Below are 15199 nucleotides of genomic sequence, written 5' to 3'. Positions count from 1 at the left end.
CCAAGCAGTACATGGCAAGGCGAGCTTGGCCCCAGGTCGCACACTTGATCGAGCGATCACGAAAAAGACCGGAGCGAACAGGCTCCAGATACGTCACGACGTATGCGGTGGATGAGCTCATAAACGCTCCGTGACATAGAAGAAGGCAGCGACCAGAACGGACTCCGTCACAAGCACGTACAGCACGGCCACAACGCGCCAGAAGATCGGCGGATAGTTCATGCCGCGACCCCCAGGTCGACGTTCACGGAGCAGACTCATGCGACGTTCACGCAGGGAGCACTCCCCACCGCTACCGACACCGAGCCCGTGAGCTACCACGGGGGCAGCGCCTGGAATGGCAGCGGGGGGAGTGCATTTGCAGGATGCAGCAGGTTCGCCGCAGAGCAGGCAGCGCTGATCACTTGCAGGGAAGGGCGCAGGAGTACGCCGGGAGAGAGCGAAGGCCGAGAAGGAAACTTGCGTAGCTGACATGGGTAGCTCCAGGTCAAAACCTCAAGACCATCCCTGCTTCCGGCGGTAGGCCGTGCTGTGGATCACTGCAACTGGCCGGGATGATCCCGAGGGGTTAAGATGCCGAAGACTTTTCCCCCACAGGGAAGTCAAAAACCTTCGATATGAAGAATTTTACTTCAAAGTGAAGACTTTTACAGAGGGTAAACCCTATGAATGCACTTGAATCAATTGTTGGCATCTACAAGGCCCGATGCGGCCTAAGGTTCGACAAGGACGCAGCAGAGGCCCTCGGACTCGAAGGCAAGACTTTCTCGAACTACATGAAAGGACGCCGGAGGCTCCCGGACATAGCGATCGCGAAGATGGCAGAGATGGCACACATAGATGCAATGCAGATCATTGCTGCTGTGAACCTAACCCACCAAGCGACCCCGGACGAAGAAAAAAGCTACTGGGAAGAAAAGTACAAAACTTTAATGATGTAATTTCCAGAAATGACGTCCACGTTTCGCCACGTTGCCTTGATCGGGAAGTACCACGCGCCCAGTGCAAGCGCCCCGTCCGAGAATGCCAGCCATGCGCTAGAGCGCATCGCCGGCTTTCTCAGGCGCCAGGGCTGCGAAGTCGTGCTCGATACCCAGTCGGCCCTGCATGCCGGCCTGACAGACTACCCCACGCTCGACGTGGACGGCCTGGGGCGGCATTGCGACCTGGGCCTGGTCGTCGGCGGCGACGGCACCATGCTGGGCGTGAGCCGGCACCTGGCGCAATACGGGACGCCCCTGATCGGGGTGAACCAGGGGCGGCTGGGCTTCGTCACCGACATCGCGCTCGAGGATTTCGAAGGCACGCTCACTCCCATGCTCCAGGGCGAGTACGAAGAGGACCTGCGCCCGCTGATGTGTGCCCGCGTCATGCGCGACGACCAGTGCGTGTTCCAGGCCCTGGCCATGAACGACGTGGTGGTCAACCGCGGCGGCACCTCGGGCATGGTGGAGCTGCGCATCGAGGTCGGCGGCCGCTTCGTCTCCAACCAGCGCGCCGACGGCCTGATCGTGGCCACGCCCACGGGCTCCACGGCCTATGCGCTGTCTGCAGGCGGCCCCATGATGCACCCATCCATTCCCGCCTGGGTGATGGCGCCGATCGCTCCGCACAACCTGTCCAACCGCCCCATCGTGCTGTCGGATGCCAACGAGGTCACGATCGAGGTCGTCGGCGGGCGCGACGTGAGCGCCAATTTCGACATGCAGTCCCTGGCCTCGCTGCAACACGGCGACCGCATTCTCGTGAGCCGGGCCCATCACAGCGTGCGTTTCCTGCACCCCAGGGGCTGGAACTATTTCGCCACGCTGCGCAAGAAGCTGGGCTGGAACGAGGGGGGCGCCTGACCATGGCGCTCAAGCGCATCGTGCTGCGCGACTTCGTGATCGTGCAGGCATTGGACCTGGACTGGCAGGCAGGCTTCACGGTGCTGACCGGGGAGACAGGCGCCGGCAAGTCCATCCTGATCGATGCCCTGCAACTGGCCTTGGGCGCACGCGCCGACGCCGACGTGGTGCGCGAGGGCTGTGCCCAGGCCGACATCTGCGTGGAGTTCGATGGCTGCGCGCGCCTGCGCCCGTGGATGGAGGCCGCGGGCCTGGCCAGCGAGGACAACGGCCTGCTGCTGCGGCGCACGGTGGACACCCAGGGCAGGAGCCGCGCATGGATCAACGGCACACCGGCCACGGCCACGCAACTGCGCGCCCTGGGCGAGCAACTGATCGACATCCACGGCCAGCATGCCTGGCAAAGCCTCACGCGGCCCGATGCGGCACGTGCCTTGCTGGACGCCTACGCAGGCATAGACAGCCGCGAGGTTCAGGCCGGCTGGAGCCTCTGGAGCCAGGCCCGGCAGGCGCTGCAGCATGCGCAATCCGCCCAGGACAGCCTGCAGCGCGAGCGCGAACGGCTCCAGTGGCAGATCGCCGAACTCGACAAGCTGTCGCCGCAGGCCGACGAGTGGGATGAACTCAACGCCCAGCACACGCGCCTGTCCCATGCCCAGACGCTGATCGACACCGCCCAGACCACGCTGCAGATGCTGGAGGACGACGAGTCCGGCGTCATCAGTCCGCTGGGGCGCGCCAGCCACATGGTCCAGAACCAGGAGCACCTGGAGCCCGAGTTCCAGAACATCGCCGACGTACTGGCCTCCAGCATGGCCCAGGTCCAGGATGCTCGCCATTCGCTGCAGGCCTATCTGCGACGCGCCGACCTGGACCCCGAGCGCCTGGCCGAGCTCGATGCCCGCCTCTCGCTGTGGATGCAGCTGGCACGCCGCTACCGGCGTACGCCCGACGAACTGCCCGCGCTGCTGGCTGGCTGGCGTCAGGAGCTGCAGCAGCTGGACGCCGCCGTGGACATAGAGTCCCTGCATGCCGCCGAGCAGGCGGCGCAGCAGCACTACCAGGCCTGTGCCCGGATACTGTCCCAGCAGCGTGCGCTGGCTGCGCCCAGGCTGTCGCGCGCCATCACCCAGGCCATGCAGGGCCTGGGCATGGAAGGCGGCCTGTTCGAGGCCGCACTGTCCACCGCCGATGCGCCCGGCGCCTTCGGCGTGGACAGCGTGGCCTTCCTGGTCGCCGGCCATCCGGGCGCCAGCCCCAAGCCCATCGCCAAGGTGGCTTCTGGCGGCGAGCTGTCGCGCATTTCCCTGGCGATCGCCGTGACCACCAGCGAGCTGGGCGAGGCAGGCACGCTGATCTTCGACGAGGTCGACTCGGGCGTGGGCGGTGCCGTTGCCGAAACCGTGGGCCGCCTCATGCACGCGCTGGGCCGTTCGCGCCAGGTGCTGTCCGTCACCCACCTGCCCCAGGTCGCAGCCTGCGCCGATCACCACTACCTGGTAGCCAAGCAGCGCGCCAGGCAGGGCACGCTCAGCACCGTCCAGCCGCTGGACAGCGCCGCGCGCGAGGCGGAGCTGGCGCGCATGCTGGGCGGCGAGCGGCTGTCGGAGACCACGCTGGCCCATGCCCGCGAGATGCTGGCCATGGCGCGCCAGGCTCCGCCACCCCGCCCTGCCCCGCGCCGTGCCGGGCGGCAGGGGACTGCGGGCAATGCGCAACGCGGCAAATTCAAGGCGGGCAGCGCGGCCGACGGTGCACGCAACACCACGGGAGGCTGACACCATGTCGCTAGAGATCGTTCTGATCACCGGAATGTCCGGATCGGGCAAGTCCGTTGCCCTGCACGCGCTGGAGGATGCCGGCTACTACTGCGTGGACAACCTGCCGCCGGAACTGCTGTCGGCCTTTGTCGAACTGGAGCACGGCCGCCACAGCAACAAGGTGGCCATTGCCATGGATGCGCGCAGCGCAGGGGGCCTGCCCCACCTGCCCGGGCAGCTCGAGCGGCTGCAGCAACAGGGGGTGGTCCCCCACCTGGTCTTCCTGGACGCCACCACGGGCACCCTTGTGCGGCGCTTTTCCGAGACCCGGCGACGGCACCCTCTGTCACGGGGCCCTGTCGCCGAAGGCAGGCGCGCCCTGGTCCAGGACATAGAGACCGAGCGCGAACTGCTCGGCGAACTGCGCAACCAATCGCATGTCATCGACACCAGCAACCTGCGCTCGTCCCAGTTGCAAAGCTATATCAAGGAGCTGATCGCGGCGCCGGTCGGGCAGATGACCCTGGTGTTCCAGTCCTTCGGATTCAAGCACGGCCTGCCGTCGGACTCCGACTATGTCTTCGACGTGCGCATGCTGCCCAACCCGCACTACGAGCCCCAGCTGCGCCCGCTGACCGGCATGGATGCGCCCGTGGCCGATTTCCTGCGCCAGCAGCCCGGCGTGGACCAGATGCGACGCGATATCCAGCAGTTCCTGGAGTCCTGGCTGGACATGATGGCCAGCAACCACCGCAGCTATGTCACCGTGGCCATCGGTTGCACGGGAGGGCAGCACCGCTCGGTGTTCCTGGTCGAGGAGCTGGCACGGCACTTCGCCCCGCGCTGGCCCACGCTGTGCCGCCACCGCTCGCTGGACAGCCGCCCCACGCCCAAGCCTTCCGAGCTGTCCGCCGACGCCTAGCCGCGCCCGTGCCTGGATTTGCGCCATATCCCGTTCCAGCGATGCAGGGCCTGCCACCGACGATGAACGCTCCCCGCGTGCTGCTCGTGGAGGACGACCCTGCGATCGCGCGCACCGTCTGCTATGCGCTGGAGCGCGACGGCATCGCCATCCGCCATTGCCTGCAACTGGCCGATGCGCGTGCGCAATGGAATGCGCAACGCCCCGACCTGCTGCTGCTCGATGTGGGCCTGCCCGACGGCAACGGCCTGGACTGGTGCCGCGAACTGCGCCAGGCAGGCGCCACCGTTCCCATGCTGGTACTCAGTGCGCGCGGCGAGGAAATGGACCGTGTGCTGGGCCTGGAGCTGGGCGCGGACGACTATCTCACCAAACCCTTCAGTCCACGCGAGCTGGTGGCGCGCACCCGGGCGCTGCTGCGGCGTACACAGCGTCTGCAGACTCCGCAGGCCATCACAGCCCCGGCCCACGCCTTGTTCAGCATCGATACCCAGGGCCAGCGCATATGCATCCAGGGCGTGGCGCTGGAGCTGACGCGGCGCGAATACCAGCTGCTGCGATGCCTGCTGGAGCGTCCGGGACGCATCCTGAGCCGCGAGTTCCTGCTCGACAGCATCTGGGGCCAGGACAGCGACAGCACGGACCGCACCGTGGACACCCATGTCAAGACCCTGCGCGCCAAGCTGCGCACCCAGGCACCGCACCAGGACTTCATCGCCACCCACCGCGGCATGGGCTATAGCCTGACGCTGCCGGATTGACACGGCACTGCACGCCATGCGCCTGGGACTGCGGCTGTTCTTTGCCTTCTTCGTCATCAACGGCCTGGCCGCCTTCTTCGTGCTGCGCGTCTTCATGGTCGAGGTCAAGCCCAGCGTGCGCAAGGTCACCGAGGACACACTGGTCGAGACCGCCTACGCGCTGGCGGCCCTGGCCAGCGACGACATGGCCAGCGGCGTGCTGCGCCACAGCCCTGCGGACAGCCGCTTCGCCCACCACATGCGGGCCTATGCCAGCCAGTCCGTCAAGGTCTGGATCTGGGATACGCGCAAGACCAGCCTGGACATGCGCGTCACCCTCACCGACCAGCAGGGCCGCGTGCTGTTCGACTCGGCAGGAACCGACCTGGGGGCCGACTACTCGCAATGGCGCGACGTGCACCGCACGCTGCGCGGCGAGTATGGCGCACGCACCACACGGGAGGTACAGAACGACGAGGCCAGCAGCGTCATGTATGTCTCCGCCCCCATCATGGTCGATGGCCGCATCGCAGGCGTGCTCACGGCCTCCAAGCCCGCCCACTCGGTACAGAAGATCATCGACGGCGCGGAAAGCAAGATGCTGCGCGGCGGCCTGCTGTTCCTGCTGCTGTCCGCCAGCGTGGGCTTTGCCGTCACCTGGTGGCTGGTCATCCATGTGCGGCGCCTGCGCAACTACGCGCAGCAGGTGCAGGCACCCACGCTCCATGAGGCCGCCTCGCCGACGACGGCTCCGCCCATGCCCGAGGCGCCCCGCATGCCCGGAGAGCTGGGAGAACTGGCCTGCGCCATGGAGAACATGCGCAGCCGCCTGGAAGGTCGCGACTACATCGAAGGCTATGTGCGCGCCCTGACACATGAACTCAAAAGCCCCGTGGCTGCCATCCGCGGCGCGGGCGAGCTGCTGCAGGAAGATCTGCCGCAGGCCGACCGCGAGCTCTTTGCCCGTCAGGTCGTGGACCAGTGCCAGCGCCTGCAAAATCTCGTGGACCAGTTGCTGCGCCTGAGCCAGCTGGAGCAGCGCAGGGCATTGCGCGCGTACACGACCTGCAGCCTGCGCGCCTGCGCCGAGCAGGCCATGGTGCAGCTCCAGGGCGCGGCACACCAGCGCGGCATAGCGCTGATGCTGCAAGGCCAGGACAGCCACGGCCCCTGGGAACAAGACCTGGTGGTGCTGGCCCTGAGCAATCTGCTGAGCAATGCCATCGACTTCGCACCCGAGGGCAGTTCCATCCATGTGGAGCTGGAGCCCGGACGCGTGAGCGTGCGCGACCACGGCCCGGGCGTGCCCGACGCCCTGCTCGACCGCCTGGGCGAGCGCTTCTTCACCATGCCTCGCCCTGATGGAGAACGCAGCGGCACGGGCCTGGGCCTGTCCATCGTGCTGCGCATCATGCTGCTGCACGGCGGAGGCATGCAGGCCGCCAACGCCCACCCCGGCCTGCGCGTCACGCTGGACTGGCCCCTGCAGGTGCACTGAAAACCACCCCGTTCCACGGAGGCTGGCGCCCGGGGCCAGTGAGGGCCGGTCCGGAGAATTCGTACTTCACGCCCGCTTCACAGACTTCATCTCCGGCACACAGGCCCCTCCGAGACTGCGTCCACGATCAACGAACGGGATGTGGAATGAAGAACCGACTACTGGCCAAGGGCCTGGCCCTGCTCGCCATGCTGGGCCTTTTGATGCTGGGCCTGGGCCTCATACACGATGTGGTGCAGGACCGCATACGCAACCGCGACCACGCCGTGCAAGGCGTGGTCGCCAGCCTGGCCGGACGCCAGACCCTGATGGGCCCGGTGCTGGTGCAAAACTGCACCGAGACCACGGGCATGGAAAAAGGCAGCAAGACCGAATGGACCACGCGCCCGTTCCAGCGGCTGCTGCTGCCGGACCAGCTGCGCCACGAGGCCACGGCACGCATGGAGGACCGCTCGCGCGGCCTGCACAAGGTCAGCACCTATGCCTTGCAAGACAGCATCACTGCCAGCTTCGCCAACGCCGCCCAGTATCTGGACAAGCCCTCCATAGAGCCGGCGGCGGATCAGACCGTGCGCTGCGGCGCCTTGCGCGTGGCACTGTCCCTGACAGACCCGCGCGGCATCCGATCTGCCACCATCGAAGTGGATGGCAGGAGCCTGGACGTGGGACCCGGCACGTCGCTGGAGCGCTACTCGCAAGGCCTGCAGGCCACCTTGCCGACTACCCTGCTCAAGCAGGATGGCACCCTGAAGCTGCAGATCGCCCTGGAGCTGGTCGGCACCGAGAAGCTGGCCTTCGTGCCGCTGGGCAACAGCAGCCAAGTACAGCTGTCGGCCGACTGGCCTCATCCGTCCTTTGGCGGCAGCTTCCTGCCCAACCGGCGTGAAATCGGCGACAAGGGCTTCAACGCCCACTGGAATCTTTCGGCCCTTGCTTCCTCCGCGCGACAGGCCTTCACCGACCAGCAGCCGCTGTGCCAGCCAGGCAGCCAGCGGCAAGCCGGTGAATACGCCGCACCGGCCCAGGCAGGCAACGGCCCCTGCCTGGAATCGCTGGACACCGACTTCGTGGACCCGATCAACCCCTATTCGCTCAGCGACCGCGCCACCAAGTACGGCCTGCTCTTCGTGGTGCTGACCTTCGTGGCCGTCGGCCTGTTCGAGGTGCTCAAGCAACTGCGCGTGCACCCCATCCAGTACCTGCTCGTGGGCTCGGCGCTGTGCAGCTTCTTTCTGCTGCTGATCAGCCTGTCCGAGCACATGGGTTTCGCCAGCGCCTATGCCATCGCCGCCACGGCCTGCGTGCTGCTGCTGGCCCACTACGCCAGCCACATCCTGGGCAGCGTGCGCCGTGGCCTGCCTTTCGCAGCGGCAATCGCGTCGCTCTACGGGCTGCTGTACGTGCTGCTGCAACTGGAGCAAAGCGCGCTGATCGTGGGAGCCATTGCATTGTTCGCCGTGCTGGCCGTGATCATGATCTGCACACGGCATGTGGACTGGTATGCCTTTGGCCGCCAGGATGGCGAGCGCAATGCAGAAGGCTTCTCCAGGACCACCGGAGCACTGCCATCATGAGTGCCGCTACCGACCACATCCATCGCCTCGGTGACCTTCAAGGCACGCATGGCTGCGATGAGCAGGCAATGCAGCGCCAGCACTGCGAGCAGGCCTGGAAACGGGCTCTGCAAAACGGCGACCGCGAGGCCCTGCGCAGCCTGAGGCTGCACATCGCCGATGCCGCAGCGCACGCCCGGCGTGTACCGGGCGGACGCGAACAGTGGCTGGCTTGGATGCTGCTGCGTTGCGCCCTGCTGCTGCCGCGGCGCCGGTTCTAGCGCATTCAGCCGCCGAGCTGCCCGTCGAGCAGCTTGCGCACCGGCGCCGGCAGGCCCATGCCGGCCCAGGCCTTGGCATCGGCCCAGCAGCCCTCCGGCCCCATACGCGCGCCTTCCATGCCGACTGACCGCACGGGCACCTGCACCGGATGCAAGTGCAGGTCGCGGTGGGTAAGCACATGCAGGAAGGCGGGCAGGTCGGTCCAGTCAGGGGGAGCAGCGGCAGGCCAATGCTGCCCGACTGCCTGGGCCAGTGCATCGCGTCCACCGAAGACGGGCGGCGCAAAAAGCCCGGCCCAGATGCCCTGCTGGGGCCGGCGCTCCAGCCAGACGCGACCGTGCTCATCCACGGCGATCAGCAGCCACCAGGCCTCGGCGCCGCGCTTGAGCTTGCGCGTGCGCACGGGGTAGCTCTCAGGGCTGCCGAGGCGGGCTGCACGGCACTGTGGCTGCAGCGGGCACACCAGGCAGCCGGGCTTGCGCGGCAGGCAGATCGTGGCGCCCAGGTCCATCAGGCCCTGGGTATAGCGCGGCATGGAATGCTCCAGATCCTCGGTCGGGCATAGCTGCTGCGCCAGGTCCCATAGCTCGCGCTCATTCTTCGCGACGGCCAGGTCGGCATCGAAGGCCAGCACGCGCGTGAGCACGCGCCGCACATTCGCATCCAGGATGGGCACACGCTGCGAAAAGCAGAAGGAGGCGATGGCTCCCGCCGTGGAGCGCCCTATGCCCGGCAAGGTGGCCAGATCTTCTGCCCGGCCCGGGAAGACGCCACCCCATTGCTCGACCACGACCTGGGCGCAGCGGTGCAGATTGCGTGCCCGGCTGTAGTAGCCCAGGCCACTCCACAGCGCCAGCACCGCATCCTGCGGAGCGGCCGCCAGGCTGGCGACATCGGGAAAGGCATCGAGAAAGCGCTGGTAGTAGCCCAGCACGGTGCTGACCTGGGTCTGCTGCAGCATGATTTCAGAGAGCCAGACGCGATAGGGGTCGCGCGTCTGCTGCCAGGGCAGGTGATTGCGCCCATGGGACGCCTGCCACTGCACGACCGGAGCGGCAATCGAGGGGAGAGTCAAGATATCAAGCAGTCAAAGGGTTTTCCTGCACCACTCTCGCCTGCGCCGCGAGCGCAGGCGTCGGTGACAGGGGTTGCAGCAGCTCCAGGGTGGCATGGCCCAGCTGCAGTTGCAGGGCCGTGAGCTGTTCGTCGGCGGCCTCGATCTCAGCAATGCGCTCCACCAGTCCCGAGGCCGCATTCTGGATGCGGTCCACCGCTTCGATGCGGCGGGCGAAGCTGCGCTTGCGTTCCTTCAACTGGGCATCGAGCTGGGCCGTCGCGGACTTGCTCCACATGTCCACATCATTGGCGGCGGACTCGAACACGGTACGCAACCGCATGGCCAGCGCCTTGATCAGGCGCTGGGCAAAGGCGGGATTGCTGCGCTTGAGCGCATGGCCCAGGCCCAGATACTGGATATAGCTGGCCTCGATGCGCTGCAGGTCGCCACCGAATTCCGCCAGTTCCAGCTGGGCAGGAGCTTGCAGGGAGAAGCCGAATTCGGCATTGAGTTCCTTGAAGGTCGCGGCCAGCATGGACTGGATTTCCCCGGCCTGGGCCTGGGCCCGGGATGCCACGGTGCGCAGGCGTTCAAAGGTCTCGGCATAGACCTTGCGGGCGCCCAGCTTCAGCCCACGCTGCTCCAGGGCATCCTTGAGATCGACCAGTTCCTGCTTGAGCGCGCTGGAGCCCAGTTGCCGGAAGATGTCGCGCAGCATGCGCATGTGGACCAGCCGCACGGCCTGTATGCGGGCCGCGCTGGCATCGAAATCCTGCTGCTCGCTCTCTATGCGGTGGCGCATGGAAGCGATCACGCTGGCATTCTTGCCGCGCAGGCTGCGCAGTTCGGCCATCTGATCGTCCAGGTCCCGGCGGCGGATGTTGAGCACGCGCTCCACCTCGGTCTGGAGCTGCTGCACATTGGCCTTGACCGCTGTCTGCAACACCTTCTGGCGCTGGCCCATGATGCCTTCGGCCAGCATGTTCTCGAACACGGGCAATCCACTGGCCTGCAGCAGCGCGTCATTGCCGGAAACCTTGGCCACCAGCCCCTTCTGCGCCGACACGGGCAGCACGCGCTCCATGGGCAGGCCCAGCATGTGCGCCGACTCCAGGCGCTGGCGCTGCAACTGGCCCTGCACCTGGGCAGCGGAACTCAGGCTGTCCCAGAGCGTGTCGATCTTGTTGAGCACCACGAGCCGGGAATCGGCCAGCATCTGCTGACCCGCGGCCGCTTCAGGGGGCAGCACATGGTCACGCCAGATGGCCAGGTCGGACTTGGTCACGCCCGTGTCGGCCGCCAGCACGAAGACCACGGCGTGGGCCTGGGGGATCAGGTTGACGGTCAGCTCGGGCTCCGCGCCCACGGCATTCAGGCCCGGAGTGTCCAGGATCACCAGCCCCTGCTTGAGCAGGGGATGGGGCATGTTGATCAATGCATGCCGCCACATCGGCACCTCGACCAGGCCCTGGTCGTCGACGAAAGGGTTGCCGCCCTGGTCTTCGTCATGCCAGAAGCCCCAGGCCCGGGCGAGTTCAACCGAAACCTTGCGCACTTCGGCCACCTTGGCCAGCGTGTCCGCGATCTGCTGGGCATTGCCCACGTCCAGTGGCAACTGCAGCCAGGCCTCGGGGCGGGCACGCCACTGGCCCAGGCTCTCCAGCGACTCGCGGGTATCTATGGGCAGCAGGCGCAGGCTGGGCTGCAGATCGGCCTCCCAGCCCAGCTCGGCCGGACACATGGTCGTGCGACCCGCGCTGGCCGGCATGAGGCGGCGGCCATAGTGCGCAAAGAAGACGGCATTGATCAGCTCGGACTTGCCGCGCGAGAACTCCGCCACGAAGGCCACCATGACCTTGTCGCCGCGCACCTGGGCCTCGAGCCGCTGCAGCCGCTCCTGCACGGCGACATCCAGCAGCTCCTGGGACTGCAGCCATTCGCGCAGCGCATGCAATTGCTGCGCAAAGCCGCGGCGCCACGCGCCGTGCTGGTCGAATTGCTCGTTGAATGATGGTCCCACGTGTTTCCCCCGCCGTTGCACCGCCGCGGCATCGCCGATGTTCAATGATCGCCCCGGCCTTGCGCCGCAAGCGTGATGCCTGTTCTCCTCAAAATATAGCACCGTCGCCCGGATTTGCCCGCTGCGGCGCCGCATGGCCGGCCCGGGACATGGGGGGATTGGGAATGAAAAATCATTTACTTACAAATGCAACACATTCCCACCCACCCCCGCGATGGCAGGCCTTGCATTGCGCCATGCGGCCAGCCACGGCCGTCGCCCCAGGTGTTTCAGGATTTGTCAGATTTTCTGGCAACGTGCGCAGAAGTAAGTACTGCGCTGCCCCTGACGGATCAGTTGCACGGCCGCGCCGCAATGCGTGCACGGCAGACCCTCTCGGCCATAGACCCTGGCCTGCAGCTGGAAGTGGCCGGCCATGCCGTCGGGCGCGGAGAAGTCGCGCAGCGTCGTGCCGCCCTGCTCCACCGCCAGGGCCAGTACACGGCGGATTTCCTCGAACAGCCTGCGAACCTTGCGCTGTCCGACCTCACGGGCGGGCTGCGTAGGCGCGATGCGTGCCATGAACAGCACCTCGCTGGCATAGATGTTGCCTACACCCACGACCACGCTGCCACCCAGCAGCAACTGCTTGATGGGCGTGCGGCTGGCCAGCAGGCCCTCCCGGAAAGCCGTGAGGCAGAAGCTGTCCTCCAGAGGCTCCATCCCCAGGTGATCGAGCAGCCTGCGCGCCCAGGGATCGTCCAGTCCCCGCACATACATCACGGCACCGAAGCGGCGCGGGTCATGCAGGCGCAGCAGCCCATGGCTGGTCTGCAGATCGAAATGGTCATGCGTCCCGGCCGGACCCAGTGCCGGTTCATGCGGCGCCACGAAGCGCAGGCTGCCCGACATGCCCAGGTGCAGCAGCAGCATGCCTTCGCTCAACTCCATCAGCAGGTACTTGCCACGGCGGCGCACGCCCAGGACTTGCCGTCCGGCCAGCAGCCCCGGGTCGATGCCAAGAGGCCAGCGCAATGGCTTGCCCAGGGCCACGGACACGATGCGTGCTCCGGCGATCTGCGAGGCAAAGGCGCGTCGCGTGACTTCGACTTCTGGCAATTCAGGCATGCGATCCGGTTTGTGCTGCGGTTGTGCGAAATGCGGGGCAAGGCTTCGATTATTATGATTCGATGGATCATCGCCTTCGCCTTCAGGGACTCGCCGTGGCTGCTGCCCTGGCCATGGGTTCCGCCACTGCCTGGGCCCTCCCGGGCAAGACCGCAGCCACGATCGAGGCGGAGTCCCCCGAGCCTCCGGCCGCCGCATCCGGGCAGGAGGAAGGCTCCGCACTTGACGCCGAATTGTTCTACAAGATACTGGTCGGCGAGATCGTCGCAGACGAAGGGGCGTTCGGCGATGCCCAGGCCATCATGATGGATGCCGCGCGCACCAGCGACAGCGAACAGCTGTATCGCCGGGGCACGGAGCTGGCCCTGCAGTCGCGCTCGGGCGAACGCGCACTGGCCAATGCCCGCGCCTGGCTTGACGCCTTTCCCCAGTCGCGCGATGCCAACCGCTTCGTGCTGCAGATCCTGGTGGCGCTCAACCGCATCGCCGACTCAGGCCCCTACCTCCAGCGCGAGATCGCTGCCACCCCCGCCCCCTCCAAGCCCGCGACCTACCTGGGCATCACCCAGCTCTACAACAACGCCAGCGACAAGGCCCTTGCCGCCGATGTCGTCGAGCAGGCCATGGCCGCCGAAATCGACAACCCTGCAAGCGGCCCGCTGGCCTGGGCCACCATAGGCCACATGCGCCTGGGCGCGGGACAAAAGACGGCGGCGATGCTGGCCGTGCACAAGGCCCAGTCACTCACCCCGGACACCGGCCCCGTGGCCTTGTTGTCCATGGAGCTGCTGGAGGTGGGGATATCCGAGGCGGAGCCCATCGTCAAACGCTATTTGGCCAAGAACCCTTCCGCCCAGATGCGCATGGCCTATGCACGCGTGCTGCTGGGGCAGCAGCGCCTGGAAGAAGCCCGCCGGCAGCTCGTATCCATCACCGTGGACTCGCCCGACTACGCCGAGGCCTGGGCCACGCTGGCCGCGCTGCAACTGCAGTCCGACGAGGTGGGAGCCGCCCAGGCGTCCACCGAACGCTTCGGCAAGCTGGTGCCCCAGCTTCCCGCAGGCGTTGCACGCAGCGCCGCCCAGTCCCAGTACTACCTGCTGCAGTCCCAGATCGCCGAAAAGCAGGGCCGATTCGCCGAGGCCGACGCCCTGCTGCGCCGCATCGATGATGCCCCCAACCTGCTGAGCGTGCAGACGCGCCGTGCCGCCCTGCTGGCACGCCAGGGCAAGCTCAAGGAAGCCCGCGCCCTCATCGAGGCTGTTCCCGCCAGCGGCCCCAGCCAGCAGCGGCTCAAGCGCCTGGCCGAAGTACAGCTGCTGCGCGATGCCGACCAGCCGGCCCAGGCCTATGCACTGCAGGCCCAGTTGCAGAAGCAGGATCCCGATGACGCCGAACTGGCCTATGACACGGCCCTGCTGGCCGAGCGCATCGGCAAGCATGACGAGATGGAGCGGCTGCTGCGCGACATCATCGCGCGCAAGCCCGACTTCCAGCATGCCTACAACGCGCTGGGCTACTCCTTCGCCGAGCGCGGAATCCACCTGGACGAGGCGGAGAAGCTGGTGGGCAAGGCTCTGGAGATGTCTCCAGGCGACCCGTTCATCACCGACAGCCTGGGCTGGGTGAAATTCCGCCGCGGCGAGCTGGACGAAGCCCTCAGGCTGCTCGAAAGCGCCTACGCCAACCGCCCCGACGTGGAGATCGCCGCGCATCTGGGCGAAGTCCTCTGGGCCAAGGGCGAGCACGATCGGGCCCGGCAGGTCTGGGGCCAGGCCCTGGCCAAGAGTCCCGACAACAGCACGCTGCGCGAGACGCTCAGGCGCCTGGGCGTGTCGCTCTGAACTGCATCGCGATGCCCATCCAGCCGCGCTCCCTGCGGCGCCGCCAGTTGTGCGCTGCCGCAGCATCCCTTGCACTGCTGGCCCTGGCCGGCTGCGCCCTGCCCCCCCGCCAGCTCCAGTCTGATGACACGGCCACTGCGGGCCATTGGTCGGGCCGCCTGGCGCTGCAAGTGGAAGATGCGCAAAACCAGTCCTTCAGCGCAGGCTTCGAGCTGCTGGGCACACCCGTGCGCGGCGAGCTGCTGCTCTTCACCCCACTGGGCTCCACGCTGGCGCGCTTGTTGTGGGCACCGGGACAGGCCAGCCTGCAGCAGGGCGAGGACCGCAAGACCTCGGACTCCCTGGCCGCGCTCGTCCAGGAACTGACGGGCAGCGACCTGCCCATCGCGGCACTGTTCGACTGGCTGCAAGGCCGTGCCACTGCCGCCGCGGGCTGGGACGTGGACCTGTCTCGCGTGGAGCAAGGCCGCCTGGTGGCTCGGCGCCACGACCCGCAGCCACCCGCCGCATTGCGCATCGTGCTGGACATGCCCTGACCGCCGCAGGGGCCCCACCTCGCCGCATCGCCA

The 15199-nt window shown here is 67.0% G+C and carries 13 protein-coding genes; 10 read left to right on the top strand and 3 right to left on the bottom strand.

Annotated elements, in window-relative coordinates:
* Positions 1-665: 665 nt before the first annotated feature.
* The 8 genes from L1Z78_RS06080 (at position 666) to L1Z78_RS06045 (ending at position 8601) form a co-directional block, all read left to right on the top strand.
* Complete coding sequence (locus L1Z78_RS06080) at positions 666-941, top strand: hypothetical protein (protein WP_234640656.1); 276 nt, start codon at positions 666-668, stop codon at positions 939-941.
* Between the two features lie 9 nt (positions 942-950).
* Positions 951-1847 carry an NAD kinase gene (locus L1Z78_RS06075; protein ID WP_234640655.1) on the top strand — a complete coding sequence of 299 codons (897 nt, stop codon included), beginning with the start codon at positions 951-953 and terminating at the stop codon, positions 1845-1847.
* Positions 1848-1849: 2 nt separating this feature from the next.
* Complete coding sequence (recN, locus tag L1Z78_RS06070; protein ID WP_234640654.1) at positions 1850-3625, top strand: DNA repair protein RecN; 1776 nt, start codon at positions 1850-1852, stop codon at positions 3623-3625.
* Between the two features lie 4 nt (positions 3626-3629).
* The gene (gene rapZ / locus L1Z78_RS06065) at positions 3630-4529 is read left to right on the top strand and encodes an RNase adapter RapZ (RefSeq protein WP_234640653.1); all 900 of its coding nucleotides are present in this window, start codon (positions 3630-3632) and stop codon (positions 4527-4529) included.
* A 41-nt stretch (positions 4530-4570) separates the two neighbouring features.
* Positions 4571-5290: a two-component system response regulator CreB gene (gene creB, locus L1Z78_RS06060; RefSeq protein ID WP_234640652.1), complete on the top strand. Its 720-nt coding sequence runs from the start codon at positions 4571-4573 to the stop codon at positions 5288-5290.
* Positions 5291-5306: 16 nt separating this feature from the next.
* Positions 5307-6767, top strand: coding sequence for a two-component system sensor histidine kinase CreC (creC, locus tag L1Z78_RS06055; RefSeq protein ID WP_234640651.1), 1461 nt, complete (start codon positions 5307-5309; stop codon positions 6765-6767).
* A gap of 146 nt (positions 6768-6913) precedes the next feature.
* Positions 6914-8341: a cell envelope integrity protein CreD gene (gene creD / locus L1Z78_RS06050; protein WP_234640650.1), complete on the top strand. Its 1428-nt coding sequence runs from the start codon at positions 6914-6916 to the stop codon at positions 8339-8341.
* Positions 8338-8601: a hypothetical protein gene (locus tag L1Z78_RS06045; RefSeq protein WP_234640649.1), complete on the top strand. Its 264-nt coding sequence runs from the start codon at positions 8338-8340 to the stop codon at positions 8599-8601. Before creD ends, L1Z78_RS06045 begins: the two co-directional genes overlap by 4 nt.
* A 5-nt stretch (positions 8602-8606) precedes the next feature.
* Here L1Z78_RS06045 and mutY read toward each other — a convergent pair whose 3' ends face one another.
* From mutY to mutM, 3 genes are all read right to left on the bottom strand, one after another.
* Positions 8607-9677 carry an A/G-specific adenine glycosylase gene (gene mutY / locus L1Z78_RS06040; protein WP_234640648.1) on the bottom strand — a complete coding sequence of 357 codons (1071 nt, stop codon included), beginning with the start codon at positions 9675-9677 and terminating at the stop codon, positions 8607-8609.
* 4 nt (positions 9678-9681) lie between these two features.
* Positions 9682-11679, bottom strand: coding sequence for a dynamin family protein (locus tag L1Z78_RS06035; protein WP_234640647.1), 1998 nt, complete (start codon positions 11677-11679; stop codon positions 9682-9684).
* 279 nt (positions 11680-11958) lie between these two features.
* Positions 11959-12786, bottom strand: a complete 828-nt coding sequence (gene mutM / locus L1Z78_RS06030) for a bifunctional DNA-formamidopyrimidine glycosylase/DNA-(apurinic or apyrimidinic site) lyase (protein ID WP_234640646.1) — start codon at positions 12784-12786, stop codon at positions 11959-11961.
* Between the two features lie 62 nt (positions 12787-12848).
* Here mutM and L1Z78_RS06025 point away from each other — a divergent pair, with 62 nt between their 5' ends.
* Positions 12849-14630: a tetratricopeptide repeat protein gene (locus L1Z78_RS06025; protein ID WP_234640645.1), complete on the top strand. Its 1782-nt coding sequence runs from the start codon at positions 12849-12851 to the stop codon at positions 14628-14630.
* A gap of 11 nt (positions 14631-14641) precedes the next feature.
* Positions 14642-15166 (top strand): outer membrane lipoprotein LolB, encoded by a 525-nt coding sequence (locus tag L1Z78_RS06020; RefSeq protein ID WP_234640644.1) that lies wholly within the window; start codon positions 14642-14644, stop codon positions 15164-15166.
* Positions 15167-15199: the final 33 nt, after the last annotated feature.

This window comes from Delftia tsuruhatensis (genome assembly GCF_903815225.1).
In the GTDB taxonomy this organism is placed as follows: Bacteria; Pseudomonadota; Gammaproteobacteria; order Burkholderiales; family Burkholderiaceae_C; genus Comamonas; species Comamonas tsuruhatensis_A.
Note: the sequence above shows the minus strand (reverse complement) of the source record. Positions and strands in the feature narration are given on the sequence as shown.

Coding starts and splice junctions, on each gene's coding strand:
- L1Z78_RS06080 (WP_234640656.1), top strand. CDS start 666: ATGAATGCACTTGAATCAATTGTTGGCATCTACAAGGCCCGATGCGGC.
- L1Z78_RS06075 (WP_234640655.1), top strand. CDS start 951: ATGACGTCCACGTTTCGCCACGTTGCCTTGATCGGGAAGTACCACGCG.
- recN (WP_234640654.1), top strand. CDS start 1,850: ATGGCGCTCAAGCGCATCGTGCTGCGCGACTTCGTGATCGTGCAGGCA.
- rapZ (WP_234640653.1), top strand. CDS start 3,630: ATGTCGCTAGAGATCGTTCTGATCACCGGAATGTCCGGATCGGGCAAG.
- creB (WP_234640652.1), top strand. CDS start 4,571: ATGCAGGGCCTGCCACCGACGATGAACGCTCCCCGCGTGCTGCTCGTG.
- creC (WP_234640651.1), top strand. CDS start 5,307: ATGCGCCTGGGACTGCGGCTGTTCTTTGCCTTCTTCGTCATCAACGGC.
- creD (WP_234640650.1), top strand. CDS start 6,914: ATGAAGAACCGACTACTGGCCAAGGGCCTGGCCCTGCTCGCCATGCTG.
- L1Z78_RS06045 (WP_234640649.1), top strand. CDS start 8,338: ATGAGTGCCGCTACCGACCACATCCATCGCCTCGGTGACCTTCAAGGC.
- mutM (WP_234640646.1), bottom strand. CDS start 12,786: ATGCCTGAATTGCCAGAAGTCGAAGTCACGCGACGCGCCTTTGCCTCG.
- L1Z78_RS06025 (WP_234640645.1), top strand. CDS start 12,849: ATGGATCATCGCCTTCGCCTTCAGGGACTCGCCGTGGCTGCTGCCCTG.
- L1Z78_RS06020 (WP_234640644.1), top strand. CDS start 14,642: ATGCCCATCCAGCCGCGCTCCCTGCGGCGCCGCCAGTTGTGCGCTGCC.